This window comes from Levilactobacillus muriae (assembly GCF_045862015.1).
GTDB lineage: Bacteria > Bacillota > Bacilli > Lactobacillales > Lactobacillaceae > Levilactobacillus > Levilactobacillus muriae.
Genome location: NZ_BAAFRU010000012.1, coordinates 23,579 through 40,032, shown reverse-complemented (window position 1 = coordinate 40,032; position 16,454 = coordinate 23,579). Strand labels below are relative to the sequence as shown.

14 protein-coding genes are annotated in these 16,454 nt (G+C 46.2%); 11 read left to right on the top strand and 3 right to left on the bottom strand.

The genetic code is table 11. The features are described from left to right. The first annotated feature begins 374 nt into the window (after positions 1 to 374). The 4 genes from apf (ACKTSF_RS09760) (at position 375) to ACKTSF_RS09745 (ending at position 4,399) form a co-directional block, all read left to right on the top strand. Entirely contained in the window at positions 375 to 989 is a 615-nt protein-coding gene (gene apf / locus ACKTSF_RS09760; RefSeq protein ID WP_407888954.1) for an aggregation-promoting factor, read from the top strand. Between the two features lie 806 nt (positions 990 to 1,795). After that, the gene (gene apf / locus ACKTSF_RS09755; protein ID WP_407888952.1) at positions 1,796 to 2,416 is read left to right on the top strand and encodes an aggregation-promoting factor; all 621 of its coding nucleotides are present in this window, start codon (positions 1,796 to 1,798) and stop codon (positions 2,414 to 2,416) included. A 229-nt stretch (positions 2,417 to 2,645) separates the two neighbouring features. Next, on the top strand, positions 2,646 to 2,996 hold the full coding sequence (locus ACKTSF_RS09750) for an aggregation-promoting factor C-terminal-like domain-containing protein (protein WP_407888950.1): 351 nt from the start codon (positions 2,646 to 2,648) through the stop codon (positions 2,994 to 2,996). 215 nt (positions 2,997 to 3,211) lie between these two features. Then, entirely contained in the window at positions 3,212 to 4,399 is a 1,188-nt protein-coding gene (locus ACKTSF_RS09745; RefSeq protein WP_407888948.1) for an acetate/propionate family kinase, read from the top strand. 415 nt (positions 4,400 to 4,814) lie between these two features. Here ACKTSF_RS09745 and ACKTSF_RS09740 read toward each other — a convergent pair whose 3' ends face one another. Continuing rightward, positions 4,815 to 6,440 (bottom strand): ABC transporter permease, encoded by a 1,626-nt coding sequence (locus tag ACKTSF_RS09740; protein WP_407888946.1) that lies wholly within the window; start codon positions 6,438 to 6,440, stop codon positions 4,815 to 4,817. 5 nt (positions 6,441 to 6,445) lie between these two features. Next, positions 6,446 to 7,345: an ABC transporter ATP-binding protein gene (locus tag ACKTSF_RS09735; protein WP_407888945.1), complete on the bottom strand. Its 900-nt coding sequence runs from the start codon at positions 7,343 to 7,345 to the stop codon at positions 6,446 to 6,448. 172 nt (positions 7,346 to 7,517) lie between these two features. On the opposite strand from ACKTSF_RS09735, the gene ACKTSF_RS09730 reads away from it, so the two are divergent. The 4 genes from ACKTSF_RS09730 (at position 7,518) to ACKTSF_RS09715 (ending at position 11,782) form a co-directional block, all read left to right on the top strand. Next, positions 7,518 to 8,156, top strand: a complete 639-nt coding sequence (locus tag ACKTSF_RS09730; RefSeq protein WP_407888943.1) for a TetR/AcrR family transcriptional regulator — start codon at positions 7,518 to 7,520, stop codon at positions 8,154 to 8,156. A 9-nt stretch (positions 8,157 to 8,165) separates the two neighbouring features. Then, a complete protein-coding gene (locus tag ACKTSF_RS09725; RefSeq protein WP_407888941.1) occupies positions 8,166 to 8,825 on the top strand; it encodes an HD domain-containing protein in 660 nt (219 codons plus the stop codon). A 397-nt stretch (positions 8,826 to 9,222) separates the two neighbouring features. Further along, complete coding sequence (locus ACKTSF_RS09720; RefSeq protein WP_407888939.1) at positions 9,223 to 10,851, top strand: mannitol dehydrogenase family protein; 1,629 nt, start codon at positions 9,223 to 9,225, stop codon at positions 10,849 to 10,851. Positions 10,852 to 10,900: 49 nt separating this feature from the next. Beyond that, entirely contained in the window at positions 10,901 to 11,782 is an 882-nt protein-coding gene (locus ACKTSF_RS09715) for an aldose 1-epimerase family protein (protein ID WP_407888937.1), read from the top strand. Here ACKTSF_RS09715 and ACKTSF_RS09710 read toward each other — a convergent pair. Beyond that, positions 11,779 to 12,450: a histidine phosphatase family protein gene (locus ACKTSF_RS09710; RefSeq protein ID WP_407888935.1), complete on the bottom strand. Its 672-nt coding sequence runs from the start codon at positions 12,448 to 12,450 to the stop codon at positions 11,779 to 11,781. The genes ACKTSF_RS09715 and ACKTSF_RS09710 overlap by 4 nt on opposite strands. A 106-nt stretch (positions 12,451 to 12,556) precedes the next feature. On the opposite strand from ACKTSF_RS09710, the gene ACKTSF_RS09705 reads away from it, so the two are divergent. From ACKTSF_RS09705 to gnd, 3 genes are all read left to right on the top strand, one after another. Beyond that, on the top strand, positions 12,557 to 13,549 hold the full coding sequence (locus tag ACKTSF_RS09705; RefSeq protein ID WP_125700531.1) for a D-isomer specific 2-hydroxyacid dehydrogenase family protein: 993 nt from the start codon (positions 12,557 to 12,559) through the stop codon (positions 13,547 to 13,549). Between the two features lie 177 nt (positions 13,550 to 13,726). Next, entirely contained in the window at positions 13,727 to 15,265 is a 1,539-nt protein-coding gene (gene gntK, locus ACKTSF_RS09700) for a gluconokinase (RefSeq protein WP_407888933.1), read from the top strand. A gap of 116 nt (positions 15,266 to 15,381) precedes the next feature. Further along, positions 15,382 to 16,284: a phosphogluconate dehydrogenase (NAD(+)-dependent, decarboxylating) gene (gene gnd, locus ACKTSF_RS09695; RefSeq protein ID WP_407888931.1), complete on the top strand. Its 903-nt coding sequence runs from the start codon at positions 15,382 to 15,384 to the stop codon at positions 16,282 to 16,284. Positions 16,285 to 16,454: the final 170 nt, after the last annotated feature.

Below are 16,454 nucleotides of genomic sequence, written 5' to 3'. Positions count from 1 at the left end.
TGCGGTAGGTTTTGCTGAAGTAGATAATTTCAGCAGGATTTGCCGTTTTTTTGGTCTCAATATTTGGCGGAAATGCCGAAAATTTTCAAAAACATTCGGGAAAACAGCATATTTTCATCGAATTATCATTAAATATGATAAAAAAACACGATTTTTCAGTGCAAAACGCACACTAAATTGGCTCTCGTTTCGCCTAAAATGGGTAAAAATTGGCTAATTAAAGCGTTTTATATGACGACACCATTACAAATATTACGAAATGTCACAATGTAATATTTTTCTTAACCTCCGCGTAATCTAACATCAATTTGAATGTAATACCCATCGGTTATTCTAATATCCGTTAAGCAAACAAAGGAGGACATTCATTTCTTATGAATATCAAAAAAGCTTTAGTTACTACTTTAGGAACGGCCGCTATTGTCGGTGCCGGTTTCTTCGCTACTACTGAAACGGCTAACGCCGATACTGTTACGGTCAAGCAGGGGGATTCTGTTTGGTCATTAGCTAACACGTACAAGACGTCCGTTAACGCCATTGAAAAGGCCAACGGCCTTGCTAACAGCAGCTTGATCTACGTTGGTCAAACGCTGAACGTGCCTACGAGCACGACGACGTCAACGACTGCTGCTAACGTTGCTAGCCAAAACTACAGCAACAACGCTTCTACACAAACTAGTCAATCCACGACTAGCCAAGCAACCACCTCTACTGCTAACCAAGCTTCTACTAGCAGCAACACGTCTGCTTCTACTGGTGTTTCTGGCTCCGAAGCCAGTGCCAAGGCTTGGATCGCAGGCAAGGAATCCGGTGGTTCATACTCGGCTCGTAACGGCCAATACGTAGGTAAGTACCAATTGAGTTCTTCCTACCTGAATGGTGATTACTCAGCTGCCAACCAAGAAAAGGTGGCTAACTCTTACGTTGCCTCCCGTTACGGTTCATGGTCTGCTGCGCAATCATTCTGGCAAGCAAACGGCTGGTACTAAAACTCAGCTAATCTAATCGTTTAAATCAAGTGAGTCTCCACGGATGCAGGTCCGTGGAGGCTTTTTGTGTTTCTAAACTGAGGGTTGCAAGATCCCAAATACTCATTATGACTGTTGGCACAACGATACGGCGACTAAGATTGAGCAACGTCGTCCAGTCATCGCCTTACCGGCTGGCAGATGTGGGCTGGAACGAGGCGAACGCAGCTTGAAGCCTCGAAAGCACTGAGTCTCCAGGTTTGGTTTCTACAAAGCCAGCGGGGAAATTCCCCCTAGCTAAGTAGAATGACGCGCCTGAGCCCATATCTGCCGACTGCTCGGCTACCATAGTTGGTCTGAGAAAAGCGGGGGTGTCGTTGAGGCAAACTATTTGGTTGTTACCTAGGTTGAAAAGAAACCGAATGAATTTAAATTGTGGCGTTCGCTGGTGTGAGAAAATATCGTCGGTTTGGGATCATAAAGGAATACGTCATTGGGGACACAGACCGTGATTTCCACAAATTGCGGAAGTTTTTTCCAAATAAAATGACATTTCTAGTTTTTTTGAGGATTTATAGCTGAATTTTTCCCGCAGATAATTCGCGATTTTGGTTAAAACCGTCACATCCCAGCAAAGAAACACTCGAAAACCGGCTTAATGTTTCGGTGTCGTTAATCATGTTACAGTTTGTCATTTAACCACGTTTTTCTTAACGCGGGTGTAACTCGGGAACAATAGCGGTGTAACCTCCACAGGTTATGATAGGTCTCGTTAAGTAATTGATAGACAACCGCTTCACTTAAATCAAAGGAGGACATTCATTTCTATGAATATCAAAAAAGCTTTAGTTACTACTTTAGGTACTGCCGCAGTCTTAGGTGCAGGTTTATTCGCAGGCACCACTTCCGCTAACGCCGACGTCCGGGTAACGGTGAAGTCGGGAGACACTGTCGCAAAGATCGCTAACCAATACAGTTCAAGTGTTTCTTCAATTGAAAAAGCAAACAGTTTAAAGAACGTCAACTTAATTTACGTGGGTGAATCCTTAGTGGTTCCTGGCTCAACGACGTCAACGGCTTCAACGGCCACGACTAGTCAAGCAACGACGCCAAGCACGTCAACGACGAGTGCCACGACTGGTACTAACAACTACAGTAGTACGTCTACTGCGTCTACTGGGACGACCAGCTCAGCTTCAACGAGCACGACGAGTTCTTCAACGTCTGACTCCTCTTCAGCTAAGGCCTGGATTGCGAACAAGGAATCTGGTGGCTCATACACGGCATCTAACGGGAACTACTACGGTAAGTACCAATTAAGCAAGTCCTACCTGAATGGTGATTACTCTGCCGCTAACCAAGAAAAGGTTGCGAACAGCTACGTTTCGTCCCGTTATGGGTCATGGGCAGCTGCAAAGGCCTTCTGGCAAGCAAACGGCTGGTACTAAGCCACACGTCACTAAATTTAGTCAGTTAAGTAACCAAAATAAGAAACGACGGTAAAACCTGAGAGGGTGGACCGTCGTTTTTGTGTCTCCAAAAGCGAGTAAATTAGGGATTTTCACTCCAGTCCGCTAAAAATGGGGTTGGCTGTTACTGTTTCGTAACATTCGGACAACTTTCCTGTAACTTAATAACGTTATGCTATTCTTAACAAATTCGCTAGGAGGGACCACTTTGAAGCTTAAGTCATTGTTTATGGTTATGTTAATGGTTGTTTCAATGGTTCTCCCTAGTGTTGCCTCAGTTGCTAGCACGACCACTACGGCAGAAGCTAGTGTAAAGTACGTTTGTACCCTGTCTAAGAGCGAGAAGAAGGCCAAGTCCTGGATCGCCAACAAGGAATCCGGCGGTAACTATCGTGCCAGCAACGGCCGGTATTATGGAAAGTACCAATTGACCCGCTCATACTTGAAGGGTGATTACAGTAAGGCCAACCAAGAAAAGACGGCTGATCGTTACGCACACAGCCGCTATGGCACGTGGGCGCAGGCCAAACGCCACTGGTTATCCTGTGGCTGGTTCTAATTAAATCGTATATATATGATGAAGGTTGTTTGACCAGTAGTGGTTAAACAACCTTTTTTGTTGGCGATGAGGTCAAAGTAAACGTAGTCGATCGAAAGTGATGCGCGGAACGGCTAACGACTAAGTGAAAGTTGTGCAGCGTTTCGGTTGTAAACGATTACAGGGTTCGCTAAACTGTGAGTTATAAGATAGAAATCACGCTTGGGAGGCGGCTCATGGCAAAAGTACTGGCAATTAATGCGGGAAGTTCCACGCTTAAATGGAAATTATTTTCGATGCCCGAGGAGCAAGTCATTGCTTCGGGGATGGTTGACCGATTAAATTTACCGGGTTCAGTGTTCAAGGTAAAACTAGCTAATGGTGAAAAATTCATGGAAACGCAGGACAATATTACCAATAAGTTGGCCGCAGCAATGGTATTAACCCGCTTGAAATCATACGGGATCCTGTCTCACCTGAGCGAGATTACCGGCGTGGGTCACCGGATTGTTGCTGGTGGTGAGCTTTTTAAGGATTCTGCAGTGATCACGCCCACCGTGTTGCGGCAAATCAAAGCACTCAAGGATTATGCACCGCTGCATAACCCAATACAGGCTTACTATATTGAAGTTTTTACGCAGCTACTGCCGAGGGCTCAACAGGTTGCTGTTTTTGACACTTCGCTGTATGCGCAGATGCCAGCAGTGAATTATATGTACAGCATTCCCTATGTCTACTATGAAAAATTTGGTGCGCGAAAGTATGGTGCTCACGGGACCAGTCACCGCTACGTGGCAATGCGAACGGCGGAGTTATTAGACAAACCATTGGCCGACTTGAAGCTGATCACGCTTCATTTGGGCTCTGGTTCGTCTATCACGGCGTTTGATCATGGTAAAGCTCTGGATACGTCGATGGGCTTTACCCCGCTCGCAGGCGTCATGATGGGGACGCGTTCGGGCGATATTGATGCCTCACTGGTGGCTTTCTTAGCCGAGAAGCTGCAGAAGACGATGCCGGAAATGATTACGATTTTGAACAATAAATCTGGTCTGTTGGGCATATCAGAACTGTCGCCGGATCAACGTGATTTGGAACAAACGCAGGCTGACCGACCGAAGTCCAAACTAGCTCTCGATATGTTCGTGAATCGCGTCGTTCAGTACGTGGGGAGCTATATTGCTGAGCTGGGTGGTATAGACGCAATTGTCTTTACTGCCGGGTCAGGTGAAAATGGTATTGAGATGCGGCAAGCTATTGCAGATAAACTGAGCTACTTTGGTATTATGATTGATCCAACTAAGAATGATTGTCGAGGCAGGGAACGCCTTGTTAGCCCTGATGGAAGTCCAGTTCAGGTCCTCGTTGTCCCAACGAATGAAGAACTTATGATTGTTCGTGATGTCGTACGGTTAACGACTTAAGGAAGGAAAGTCCGCGTAACGGCGGGCTTTTTTGTATTGGGTGATTCTCGGTGTCGAGGTTATGGGTCAATACAATGGTGGTTGCCTAAGGCATTGATTCATCTCGGAATTGAAATACCGACTTTTCTCAACTGACACCACTTATAGATTCAGCATAACTGATCGTCAATGAAAACACGACAACAAATTTGTTATTCTGTTTGGAGGCTTAGATGATAATCCTCCAAACATAAATGGCATGAAAACACCGTAATAGACAACAAGTATTATAATGCTTAGATATAAATAATATTATGAATTATTAACCCTTGCTATCAGCCGTGAAATCCCGTATGCTTGGTCTACTAAAAAGTAATCAAAACAAAAACGGCATCCACTAATAAGGATTCCGCTTGAAAGTACTGAATTGAAAAAACTAACTCATATGCAGGTCACGCCGGCGGTAACCCCACCAGCCGAACAGGATGAGAACGACGCTGAGTACCAACATCCAGCTGAAGTTAGCCCACTCAACCTGATGAAGGGGAACTTTATTCATCCAGCCGAGAGGGGATAGGTGCTGTGCCCACTTTGGGAGTTTAAGCATCCCCCCCATATAGATTGCAATGAAGCCCAGCCCCAAGTACAACCAGTTCAGGGAACGAATCCGTGGCCACCACCCAATGATGACCGCAGCAATGCCGATAAAGACCAAGATTGCCGGTAACTGTCCCCAGATGGACTGCCAGAATTCAAATAGTGTCAGCCCGTCTTTGGGATGATCAAGGGTCGCATTTCCGACGAATATCAGGCTACTAATGGCACCAACAAAGGTGACGAGACTACTCAGAAGACCAGTAAGCAGATAGCTAAAGAATAGTCGGGCTCTTGAGAGTGGTCGAGCATATAGGGATTCTAACCAACCGTTTGTTTCATCACTGTAGAGCTTGTAAATGAGTTGAATGCCAGGAATAGCGGCCATCGCTGCCATTAAAACGACTAATGTTGATGTGAAATTGACCAGCATGGCGTGATTGGCTTCGTGAAGGACGCTAGCACCAAAGACTTGCTGCATTGTCGGATTGGTCTTTAGCATGTCGCCAATCGTATTAAAAATACTGCCATAAGTCATGCCAAGAATGGCAATACCGATAATCCAGCCAATAATGACATTATGTTCGCGGCGCCACAGTAACGAGGCGGGACCACGAAGAAAGTCGGACGCTGTACGCCGCCCTGGTCGTGTAGCTAAGGCACCAGCATTAAGATCGCGATGCAGATTGATACTTGCGGCAAGACCAAAAAGTAAGACAGCTGTTGCAAGTGAAAGGATAATGGGGAGCCAGTTAAGGTGATCGTAAGGCGAAATCTTTTCGACCCAACCCAGCGGTGACCACCAGGTATAGTCGGAATTCTGGACGTCAGTTATCATTCGCACGATGTAGGCTAGGCCAAATAAGCTATAGGTCAGTCCTGTGGCACTAGCAGAATGATCGGCGAGCTGTGCAGCGACCAGACTCAGAAAGCCGAAGACAAGACTGATGGTGGCTAGTCCGAGACTCACAGCCCAGTTTCCCGCGGTTGTCACCCCTTGCATGCCAGAAAAGCCTAACCCAATGCCGTAGATGATGGCAACACTACCATTGACGATAACCAGTTCCAAGGCTGCCGCACTCAGCGGCGCAAGTTGCCCGACAGCTCGCGATCGAACCAACTCGGTGATACCTTGATCCTCTTCGCCCCGGGTGGCATGAATACCAAGCATGATGTTCATGATAATTTGGGCAATCGCCATGAAAATGACCATTTCCGTGGAAAAGATCTGGGCGGTCGATGGACTATTTGTAAAATCGAATGCACCTAACAAGGCTACCATGGCAGGACTTTTCAAGGTACCCATAATTGCTGCAATTTCATGTTGGGTGCCAAAAATATCGGTAAATTTGTAAGCGACCCCGACCATAAGGCCAGCGAGGATTAGAATCCAAATGAGGATTTTAAAGCGATCGCGTCTGAGGGCAAGTCCGGTTAAACGACCGGTGCGGGCAAAACGAGATGTCATGTCCCTCACTCCTTTTCTGTCGTGTAGTAGTGCATGAAGAGATCTTCTAGCGTTGGTGGGGTACTCTGCAGGGCCATGACGTGATGATCTGTTAATGCCGTCATAACATCCGGCAGGGACTGTGCTTCGACCGAGAATTGCCACTCGTTAGGATGTTGTCCGGCTTCGACGTTGTGAACGCCGGCAAGTTGGGTTAAATCGAGCGGCGTCTTGAGTGTCACATTGATGACTGTTCGCGTCAGATGGCGCATCTCAGCGAGGCTGCCCGTTTCAATGATCGTGCCCTCTCGGATGATAGCAATGCGGTCACACATCCGTTCAACTTCTGAAAGGATGTGGCTGGATAGGAGAACGGCCTTACCTTGTTGTTTTAAGTTGAGAACGGCCAATTGAAATTGACGTTCGTTCAAGGGGTCGAGGCCGGACGTGGGTTCATCGAAAATATAGAAGTCTGCGTCTTGGGAAAAGGCGGCAATCAGTGCAACCTTTTGTCGATTCCCCTTGGAGTATGTTCGGGCCTTCTTGGTCGGGTCCAAACCAAATTGCTTGATCAGGTCATCAGTTCGCGTAGAATGCTGAGTACCATTCATCTTCAGTAGGAGATCAATAATTTCTCCACCAGTGAGATTAGGCCAAAGGTAAACGTCTCCGGGGACGTAAGCTAACCGGCGATGAATGGCAACACTATTTGACCATACATCTTGACCGAAAATAGTGGCGTTTCCGCCAGTTGCACGGATGAGGCCGAGTAAGACCCGAATTGTAGTTGATTTACCGGCACCGTTTGGCCCGATAAAGCCAAAGACTTCTCCGGCGTGAACGTTGAAAGTAATATTTTTTAGAGCCTCAAAGTGGCCGAATCTTTTTTGAAGATGATTAATTTGTAAGACTGGTTCTGTCGTCATATAAATCCCTCCTCACAGTTTCTAAATCGCTATTATCGTAAGCCCCCACCAACTGGAAGTCAATAGAAAGGTGAACTATTTTTACTGAATAGTTCATCAAAATTAAAAACTCTTTTGAATTGGGATATGATAGAATTAACAGCAGTAATTGGTCTAAAAGGGTGGTGGAAATGTGGCGACGAATCAGCAACGACGAAAACAGCAGCGTCAGAATATTTTAGCAGCGGCAACTAAGCTGTTTATGCGGGATGGTTTCAAAGATACGCGTATTAAGGACGTAGCAGCGGCGGCGAGCGTGTCGCAGGTAACGCTATACAAATATTTTGATAGCAAATTGGCCCTAGGCCATCAGATTGTTCTGGATTTGATTGAAGAAGGCTATGCTGATTATCAGAAAATGGTTGATGATCATTCTCGGTCATTTCGAGAATTGATTGAGCTGATGATTACGACCAAGACAACGTATGCCCGCGGGATAAATAACGACTTTTATCAATTCGTAGCGGATGATATGCGGGGCGAATTCGGCAATGATGAGGCACATCAGGTTTACGATGACGGTAAGAAGCGATTTTGGGATAGTGTCATTGCCCGTGGTCGGGCGGCTGGATTCATTGCGCCAACGCTTTCTGATGAGGCATTAATGATGTATCTGGACATGTACGTTCAGTATTTTAGTTCGCCCACCAGTCACCCCACATTTGGTGACGCCATTGACTATAAGAAGTATGCGGATCAGCTCATGCATTTATTCTTCTACGGTTTTATTGGTGCGCCACCCGCAAATGATGATGAATCCACAAAGGAGTAATAAACTGATATGACAGAATTAGCAATTTTGAATGCGGTAAAAAAGTTTTCTCAAGCTAAAATGGGTGATGATGAGACCGGTCACGGTTTCGATCACATCCAGCGGGTCGTGGGACTAGCGGATAGATTGGTACAACACTATCCCGAAGCCAATCGTGTGGTCACGGTGACGGCAGCCTACCTCCACGATGTCATTGATGAAAAGTTGGTCACCGATACGGTTCAAGCTAGTCAAGAGGTACGGGACTTTTTGAAGCAGCAGGGATTTACGGTCGATCAAATTGCTATGATTTTTCTGATTATGGATAACATGTCTTACCATAAAACGTTAGATGGTACAGCTAAACCGTTGCCAATCGAAGGACAAATTGTTCAGGATGCGGATCGACTGGATGCTATCGGCGCGATCGGCATTTCCCGAGCCATTTATTTTGGGGGGCACTTTGGCGAAAAAATTTATGACCCGGCCGTCAAACCGCGAACTGAGATGACCCATGCCGAATACCGTAACCTAAATAATGAAACGATCGTTAATCATTTCTATGAGAAGCTGCTCACACTGAAGGATCTGATGAATACATCGGCTGCTAAAGAGGTAGCTGAGCATCGACAACAGGTAATGGTAGACTTTTTAGCAGAGTATAAAGCGGAATGGAACGCGGAGGCATAGGCTTTCGCGTTTTTATTTGTCGGGAAGTCAAAGTTAGGGATTTAAAGATTCTGTGGCAAGTGATATACTATGACTGTACGCAATGTTCACGTTAACATTTCGATGTTTATTGACTTGGTAGCGCTAACTTGAATGGTGTACGTAACTAATGTACTAGATATTTTCGTGCCAAAGAAATATTTTCGAGACGTAAACTTTACAATTTTTCTTGGAGGCGCGGTTTGATAAGGTTAAGCCCGCTTTGGCTAAATTGAAATAGTTGACAATTCCTGAGAATATTGTATTATGAAATCGGTTACACTGTCATACTAGTATATTAGTTAGACAGCACTGATGGGTTCGACCATTAGTTGAATTTGACAGTTCGAGACTTTGACAAATGAAAGGGCGGTTTCAGATGGTTAAATTAACGGATGATTACTTAAACAACAAGGCGGCTTTTGCGGCGGCCGGAATTACGGTTCCTACTTATGATCAAGATAAATTACGGACGGCAACAAACGAACACCCACGTTGGGTTCACTTTGGTGGAGGTAACTTGTTCCGGGCATTCCATGCAGCCATTGCGAACACTTTAATTGAAAAAGGCGAATTGGATTCTGGTGTTATCGTCGCTGATACCTACGATGACTCAGTTGTCGATGGTGTCTACAAGCCATTCAACGACCGGATCTTGCGGGTGATTACTAAGGCTGATGGTAACTTTGACAAGGAATTATTTGCCTCAGTTACTGAATCATTGTTCGCTACGCCAGCTCGTGAATCTGACTGGAAGCGGATGCAAGAAATCTTCAAGACACCTTCACTGCAAGTGGTTTCCTTCTCTATTACTGAAAAGGGCTACAACTTGAAGACGGTCGCCGGTGACTTGAACGATATCACCAAGGCTGACTTGGCCGCTGGTCCAGCAGCACCTAAGGGGAACATGGCTGGCTTAGTTGCCTTACTGTTAGGTCGTTTCCAAAACGGCGCAACGCCATTGACACTGATGAGTACTGATAACTTCTCCAACAACGGGGATAAGTTAAAGGACAGTGTCTTGACGATTGCCAAGGGCTGGAAAGAAAATGGTTTCGTTGGGCAAGACTTCTTAGACTACTTACAAGACAGCAAGAAGATTAGCTTCCCACTTTCCATGATCGACCGGATCACGCCTAACCCATCTGAAACGGTTAGTGCTAAGTTGAAGGACTCTGGCTTCGATGACTTTAAGATCATCCACACGCCAAAGCACACCAACATTGCACCATTCACTAATACTGAAGAAGTTCACTACTTGGTTGTTGAAGACAGCTTCCCTAATGGGCGGCCAAAGTTTGAAGACGCTGGTGTGATCTTAACTGACCGCAAGACGGTTGGCGAAGCTGACGAAATGAAGGTTACGACCTGCCTGAACCCACTGCACACGTCCTTGGCTATCTTTGGTAGTGTTCTGCAATTCAAGTCAATCTCTGACGAATTACAAAACAAGGACTTGGTCGGTGTGATCAAGCAAATCGGTTACGTTGAAGGCTTACCAGTTGTTACGGATCCTAAGGTTATCAACCCTAAGGAATTTATCGACCAATTGGTTACGAAACGTTTGCCTAACCCTTACATTCCAGATACACCACAACGGATCGCTACTGATACGTCACAGAAGATTCCAGTTCGTTACGGGGTAACGATTAAGCAATACGTTGACCGCGACGGCTTCGATCCTTCGACCTTGGAATTCATTCCATTGACGATTGCCGGCTGGTTCCGTTACCTGATGGCTGTCAACGATGAAGGTGAAGCCTTCGAACCAAGTCCAGATCCTATGATGGATGACTTGAAGAAGTACGTTGGCGATATCAAGTTAGGCGAACCTACTGATGTTCACGCCCACTTGAAGGATGTCTTAAACAACACGTCCATCTTTGGTCAAGATCTTTACGCCGTTGGTTTGGGTGAAAAAGTTGAAAACTACTTCAGCCAAATGATTGCTGGTAAGGGTGCTATCGTTAAGACTATCGAAGACGCTTTAGCAAAGCACGCTAAATAATCGTTAATTAATGATCGCCACACATAGAATACATGAGGAGTGAATTTTTATGATCACCATTCAAAACAGTCGCTTTCGGGTTGCGATTAATGAAGTTGGAGCCGAGTTAACCCATTTTGTAGATCAGACTACAGGTCGTGATTTAATGTGGAACAACGATCTCTGGCCAAAGCATGCGCCGGTTCTATTCCCGGCAATTGGTCGTTCAAACGAAGACAGCTACTTGATTGATGGCAAGAAGTTCGAAATGCCTCAACATGGATTCGTTAGTGGCTTGACTTTCGCCGTTCTGAACCAGACTGACTCGGCTGTGACCCTGTCAGCGCGGGCAACCGACGAAACGAAAAAAATGTATCCCTATGATTTCGAATTACAAGTCACCTTCAGCTTAACAGCCGATGGCTTACACTTGAAGTTCGACGTCAAGAACCATGACTCAAAGGATCTTTCCTTCTCACTAGGGTCTCACCCAGCATTCAATGTGCCATTCGCAGATGGCGAGAAATTTACGGACTACCAAATTGCGTTAACGCCAGCACCAAAAGACTTAACCAACTTTGAGATCGTAAAAACGCCAAATCCATTCCGGAGTGGTAAGAGTTTACCGTTCAAGAATGAAAATGGCGTGATTGATCTGACCTATCCCATGTTTGATGCTGGTTTGATCATCTTGAATGCACCGGGCTTGGAACACGTGACGCTACAGTCTAAGGTCAGCGGTCAATCCATTACTTTGGATGTCCAAGACTTTGACTACGTGACAATCTGGACCAAGGAAGGTGCCAATGCACCATTCCTATGTGTTGAACCATTCAATGGTTTGCCAGATGTTTCAGGGGACTTGCGTGAGCTGAAGAGTAAGGAAGGTAACCATCACGTGGCTGCTGGTGAAACAGCCACCATGGCGTACACTATGCATATCAAGGCTTAATTGACGCGATTGTAGGCGGTGATTTTGCCGGTGAAACCGGTAGTCGTTTCCTGTGCCACTAGGGTGGTAATACCACCATTGGCCGGGTAATTTCCGAGAGCGTCGAAGTCCGGACCATACCGCAGCACCAGCGAGCGAATCAAGGTGCCGTGGGTCACTACGAGGAGGCGGTCGCTGTCGTGAGCTTCAGTGAGTAGCTCCTGAATCCCGCGGTCGACCCGGCTACTGAACGTGGCACCGTCTTCGGAAAGATGACGAGGGTCCGCGGCGTGCATGGCGTCTCGGGCGGCGTCAAACGAGTATTTCTGGATGATTTCGGCTTGGGTCTTGCAGTCTAGCTGCTGATCCTTACCGACTGCAATCCAGGCTTGGTGAAAGTCCAGGCCTTCGTAAGAACCAAAGAACACTTCACGAAAATCTTCGTGTTGTTCGGGTTCCGCCTGAAGAAAGTGATTTGGCTGAATAATATGTTTAGCCGTATCAATGGCACGTTTGAGGTCGGATGAATGGTAGCTTTGATACTTGGTGTCTTGCAACAATTGGCCGACTTGATCGGCAGTTGCGATGCCGTTTGCCGTGAGCGGTGAATCAGCCCAGCCTTGGAGTTTATCCATGGTGTTGAAGATGGTTTGGCCGTGGCGAACGAAGTCAATAGTGATGGTTTTCATAAAAAATTAGCCTCCTAGCAGATGTCTAATCAACATTATACGCATGTTTGGAAGCTACAGGTGTAAGATTGAATTTGAATTTAATTATTTTGGAGGTTTTTGGAAAATGGCACAATATAAAATTGCGGTGGTTAACTCAAGTAGTTTTGGACAAGTCTTCAAGGAACACTGGCAACAAATCGAAGAGATCGGTGAAGTTAAGCGTTTCATGCTGCCAACTGACATCGATGGTAAGTCATTAGCTAAGGAACTCGATGGCTACAACATTATCATCGCTTCCGTTACGCCAATGTTTAACAAGGAATTCTTCGACAACAAGGACGAAACCTTATTGATCTCCCGTCACGGTATTGGTTTCAACAACGTTGATATCAAAGCTGCTAAGGAACACGGCACTAAGGTTGCTATCGTGCCTCAATTGGTTGAACGTGACTCCGTTGCCGAAAATGAATTGGCTAACTTGATGACCTTGGTTCGTCGGACGGTTCAATCCGCAGAACGCGAACGTGATGACCGTTACGAAGACCGTGCTGAATTCATGGGTAATGAATTATCTGGCAAGACCTTCGGGGTTATTGGCTGTGGGAACATTGGTAGCCGTGTCGCTGAATTATTCAGTGTCTTTGGTGGTCCAATCCTGGTTAACGATCCAGATCCTAAGGCCCCAGCTGGCTGGTTGAAGAGCCACAACGTTGAACGCGTTGACTTGGATACGCTGTTGGAAAAGGCTGACTACATTTCATTGAATGCTTCCTTGAACGATGGGAACTACCATTTGATCGATGCTAAGAAGATCGCCAAGATGAAGAAGGGTGTTTACCTGTGCAACAACGCGCGTGGTGCCCTCATCGACGAAACGGCCCTCTTAGACGGGATCAAGTCTGGTAAAGTTGCTGGATACGCTGCCGATGCTGTTGAAGTTGAACCAGTTCGGGCAACCTCACCATTACTGCAAAACGACCGCGTATTATTGACGCCACATACCTCCGCTTACACCTACGAATGCCTTCATGGCATGGGTGAAAAGTGTGTTAGCGATGTGAAGAACATTGTCGCCAACAAGCCGTTGGTTCGTGAATTAACGAGTACTTTAGCCTAGTAAACAGGCGGAACGGGACCATGTGCTGCTAATCAGAGGGCACGTGGCCCTGTTTATATCCTGAAGTTATACACTATGTGCTGGTTAGTGGTTGTTTCTCTGAAGCTGGACGCCATCAGGCATACGAAAATATTGTGAAATCCAAAAATCGCCAAAATAAAAGGAAGTTGAAAAATTATGGATTATTTAATCGGAATTGACGTTGGTACCACGAGTACCAAGGCCGTACTGTACAACACTGACGGGGAAATCTTTGGCTATGCCAACAAGCTTTACCCCTTGATTCAAGATAACCCCGACATGGCGGAAGAAGACCCAGACGTTATCTTTGACGCCTCCGTTGAAGCCTTGAAGGAAGTTACGGCCAAGGCCGATCCTAAGGAAGGCAAGATCTTAGGGGTCTCCTGGTCAACGCAACAACACAGTTTGGTGGGGATGGACGCTGATTACAAGCCAACGACGCGGGCTATTACATGGGCCGACAATCGTTCTGAAAAGGTTGCTTCACGGATGGCTGACGACGGCAGTGGACTGGAACTTTACAAGCGGACTGGTCTGCCAACCCATCCAATGGGTGTCGTTTACAAGTTGCTCTGGATCAAGGAACAACACCCAGATACCTACAAGAAGACGCAGTACTGGGTTGGCTTGAAGGAATACTTACTGTACCGGTACTTTGGCCAACTCAAGGAAGAAACCAACATGGCTTCTACTACGGGTCTCTTCAACATCCACACGATGGACTGGGACGAAGAATCCATGAAGTTAACGGGAATTACTCGCGATCAATTGCCAGAACTTGTTGATACCACCTACCAAATGAAGGGTCTGCACCCAGAAATTGCCAAGAAGATTGGTTTTTCTGCTGACACGCCATTTATTATGGGTGGAACTGACGGTGCGCTCTCTGAAATTGGTTTAGGGGCCATTAACAAGGGCGAGGTGGCCGTTACCATCGGTACCTCTGGCGCTGTCCGGACTTTCGTTGACAAGCCACAAATCGATCCTAAAGGCCGGATTTACTGCTACCCCGTTATGCAGGGTAAGTGGATCATTGGTGGTCCAGTGAACAACGGTGGGATCGTCTTCCGTTGGGTTCGTGATAACCTCTTTGCCCCTGAAAAAGAACAGGCCAAAAAGGAAGGTAAGGATCCATACGACTTACTGACTGAAATTGCTAGCAAGGTACCAGCCGGTTCCGATGGTCTGATCTTCCATCCATTCTTGGGTGGCGAACGGGCCCCAATCTGGGACGGTAACGCACGGGCTTCTTACTTCGGTTTGACCCGTCAACACAACCGTTCACACATGGTTCGGTCCGCACTGGAAGGGATTGTTTACAACCTCTACACTGTTGAATTAGCTTTGAAAGAAGCTATGGAACCAACGGCTATCTTGGCTGCTGGGGGCTTTGCCCGCTCACCACTATGGCGTCAAATGTTGGCCGACATCTTCGAAGAGCCTGTGACGATTCCAGAAGCCTTCGAAAGTGGTTGCTTGGGTGCCATGGTTATTGCACAGATTAGTTTAGGCTTGGCCGACGACCTGTCAGTTGTTAAGAAGTTTATCGGGAAGATGAACACTTACGAACCAAACCCAGAAACTTTCGAAAATTATCGTGAAATCATGCCAATCTACATTCGCTTGGGTCGGAAGTTACAGACTGAGTACAACAGTATCGCAGAATATCAACGAAAACGCGCACCAAAGGAATAAATTGTTAGTTTTGATGATTTATTTACAAAAACTGCTTGAAATTTGTAAAGTTTTTTCATATAATAAGAGTCGTTAACTGATATATTACTTTTTTCAAGCAGAGAGGAACTTATACCATGAAGATTGGATTAGTTGGATTAGGTAAGATGGGTAGCAACTTAGCTCAAAATATGATGGACAACGGTCACGAAGTTGTTGGATTTGATTTGAACAAGGATTTTGTTAAAGAAGTTGCTGGATACGGCGCAGAAGCAGCTACGTCACTGGAAGACTTGCTTAGCAAGCTGCCTTCTCCTAAGATTGTTTGGTTGATGTTGCCAGCTGGCAAGCCAACTGAATCAACTGTTGCAACGTTAACTGAGGTATTAAGTGCTGGCGACTACATCGTTGATGGTGGGAACTCTTTCTGGCAGAACTCTGCTGAAGATGCCAAGAAGGCTGAAGCCAAGGGCGTTAACTTCTTCGATTGTGGGACGTCTGGTGGCCAATCAGGTGCCCGTCATGATGGGAACTTTATGATTGGTGGTACGAGCGCCGCAGCCTTTGAAACGTTGAAACCAATCTTCGAAGGCATCGCCCAAGAGAATGGTTACCTGTATACCGGCGCTGCTGGTTCAGGTCATTACTTGAAGATGGTGCACAATGGTATTGAATATGGGATGATGGAAGCTATCGGTGAAGGGTTCGATGTCCTGGAACACAGTGACTTCGACTACGATAACGAGGCCGTTGCCCAACTCTGGAACTCCGGTTCTGTCGTTCGTTCATGGCTCATGGAATTGGCTCAAGAAGCCTTCTCTAAGGATGCCAACCTTGAAGAAATTCGGGGAACGATGCACAGTTCTGGTGAAGGTAAGTGGACGTTACAAGAAGCCCTCAACCAAGAAGTTCCTGTTCCAGTTATTAGTTTAGCGCTGATGATGCGTTACCGTTCAATGGAAAACGATACCTTTACGGGTAAAGTTGTTTCAGCTCTGCGGAATGGTTTTGGTGGCCACGCGGTCGACAAGATCGAATAAGTCTAAATTTTAAATGGTGAAAACCGAAAGCTCAGGATGAAAAGTTCTGAGCTTTTTTTGTAGTGGTCTAGGACATTTGTAGGTGGGCACAAGGCGGTGGATAGCAGGATATGGCGATAGGAGTCTGTGAGAATTATGAAGTGGTAAAGAAACGGTAAAACTGGTATTTA

Bases quoted from the DNA above. Each gene is read 5' to 3' on its own strand.
- gnd (WP_407888931.1), top strand. From the start codon at position 15,382: ATGAAGATTGGATTAGTTGGATTAGGTAAGATGGGTAGCAACTTAGCT.
- ACKTSF_RS09740 (WP_407888946.1), bottom strand. From the start codon at position 6,440: ATGACATCTCGTTTTGCCCGCACCGGTCGTTTAACCGGACTTGCCCTC.
- ACKTSF_RS09715 (WP_407888937.1), top strand. From the start codon at position 10,901: ATGATCACCATTCAAAACAGTCGCTTTCGGGTTGCGATTAATGAAGTT.
- ACKTSF_RS09735 (WP_407888945.1), bottom strand. From the start codon at position 7,345: ATGACGACAGAACCAGTCTTACAAATTAATCATCTTCAAAAAAGATTC.
- ACKTSF_RS09710 (WP_407888935.1), bottom strand. From the start codon at position 12,450: ATGAAAACCATCACTATTGACTTCGTTCGCCACGGCCAAACCATCTTC.
- apf (WP_407888954.1), top strand. From the start codon at position 375: ATGAATATCAAAAAAGCTTTAGTTACTACTTTAGGAACGGCCGCTATT.
- ACKTSF_RS09725 (WP_407888941.1), top strand. From the start codon at position 8,166: ATGACAGAATTAGCAATTTTGAATGCGGTAAAAAAGTTTTCTCAAGCT.
- ACKTSF_RS09705 (WP_125700531.1), top strand. From the start codon at position 12,557: ATGGCACAATATAAAATTGCGGTGGTTAACTCAAGTAGTTTTGGACAA.
- gntK (WP_407888933.1), top strand. From the start codon at position 13,727: ATGGATTATTTAATCGGAATTGACGTTGGTACCACGAGTACCAAGGCC.
- ACKTSF_RS09745 (WP_407888948.1), top strand. From the start codon at position 3,212: ATGGCAAAAGTACTGGCAATTAATGCGGGAAGTTCCACGCTTAAATGG.
- ACKTSF_RS09720 (WP_407888939.1), top strand. From the start codon at position 9,223: ATGGTTAAATTAACGGATGATTACTTAAACAACAAGGCGGCTTTTGCG.
- apf (WP_407888952.1), top strand. From the start codon at position 1,796: ATGAATATCAAAAAAGCTTTAGTTACTACTTTAGGTACTGCCGCAGTC.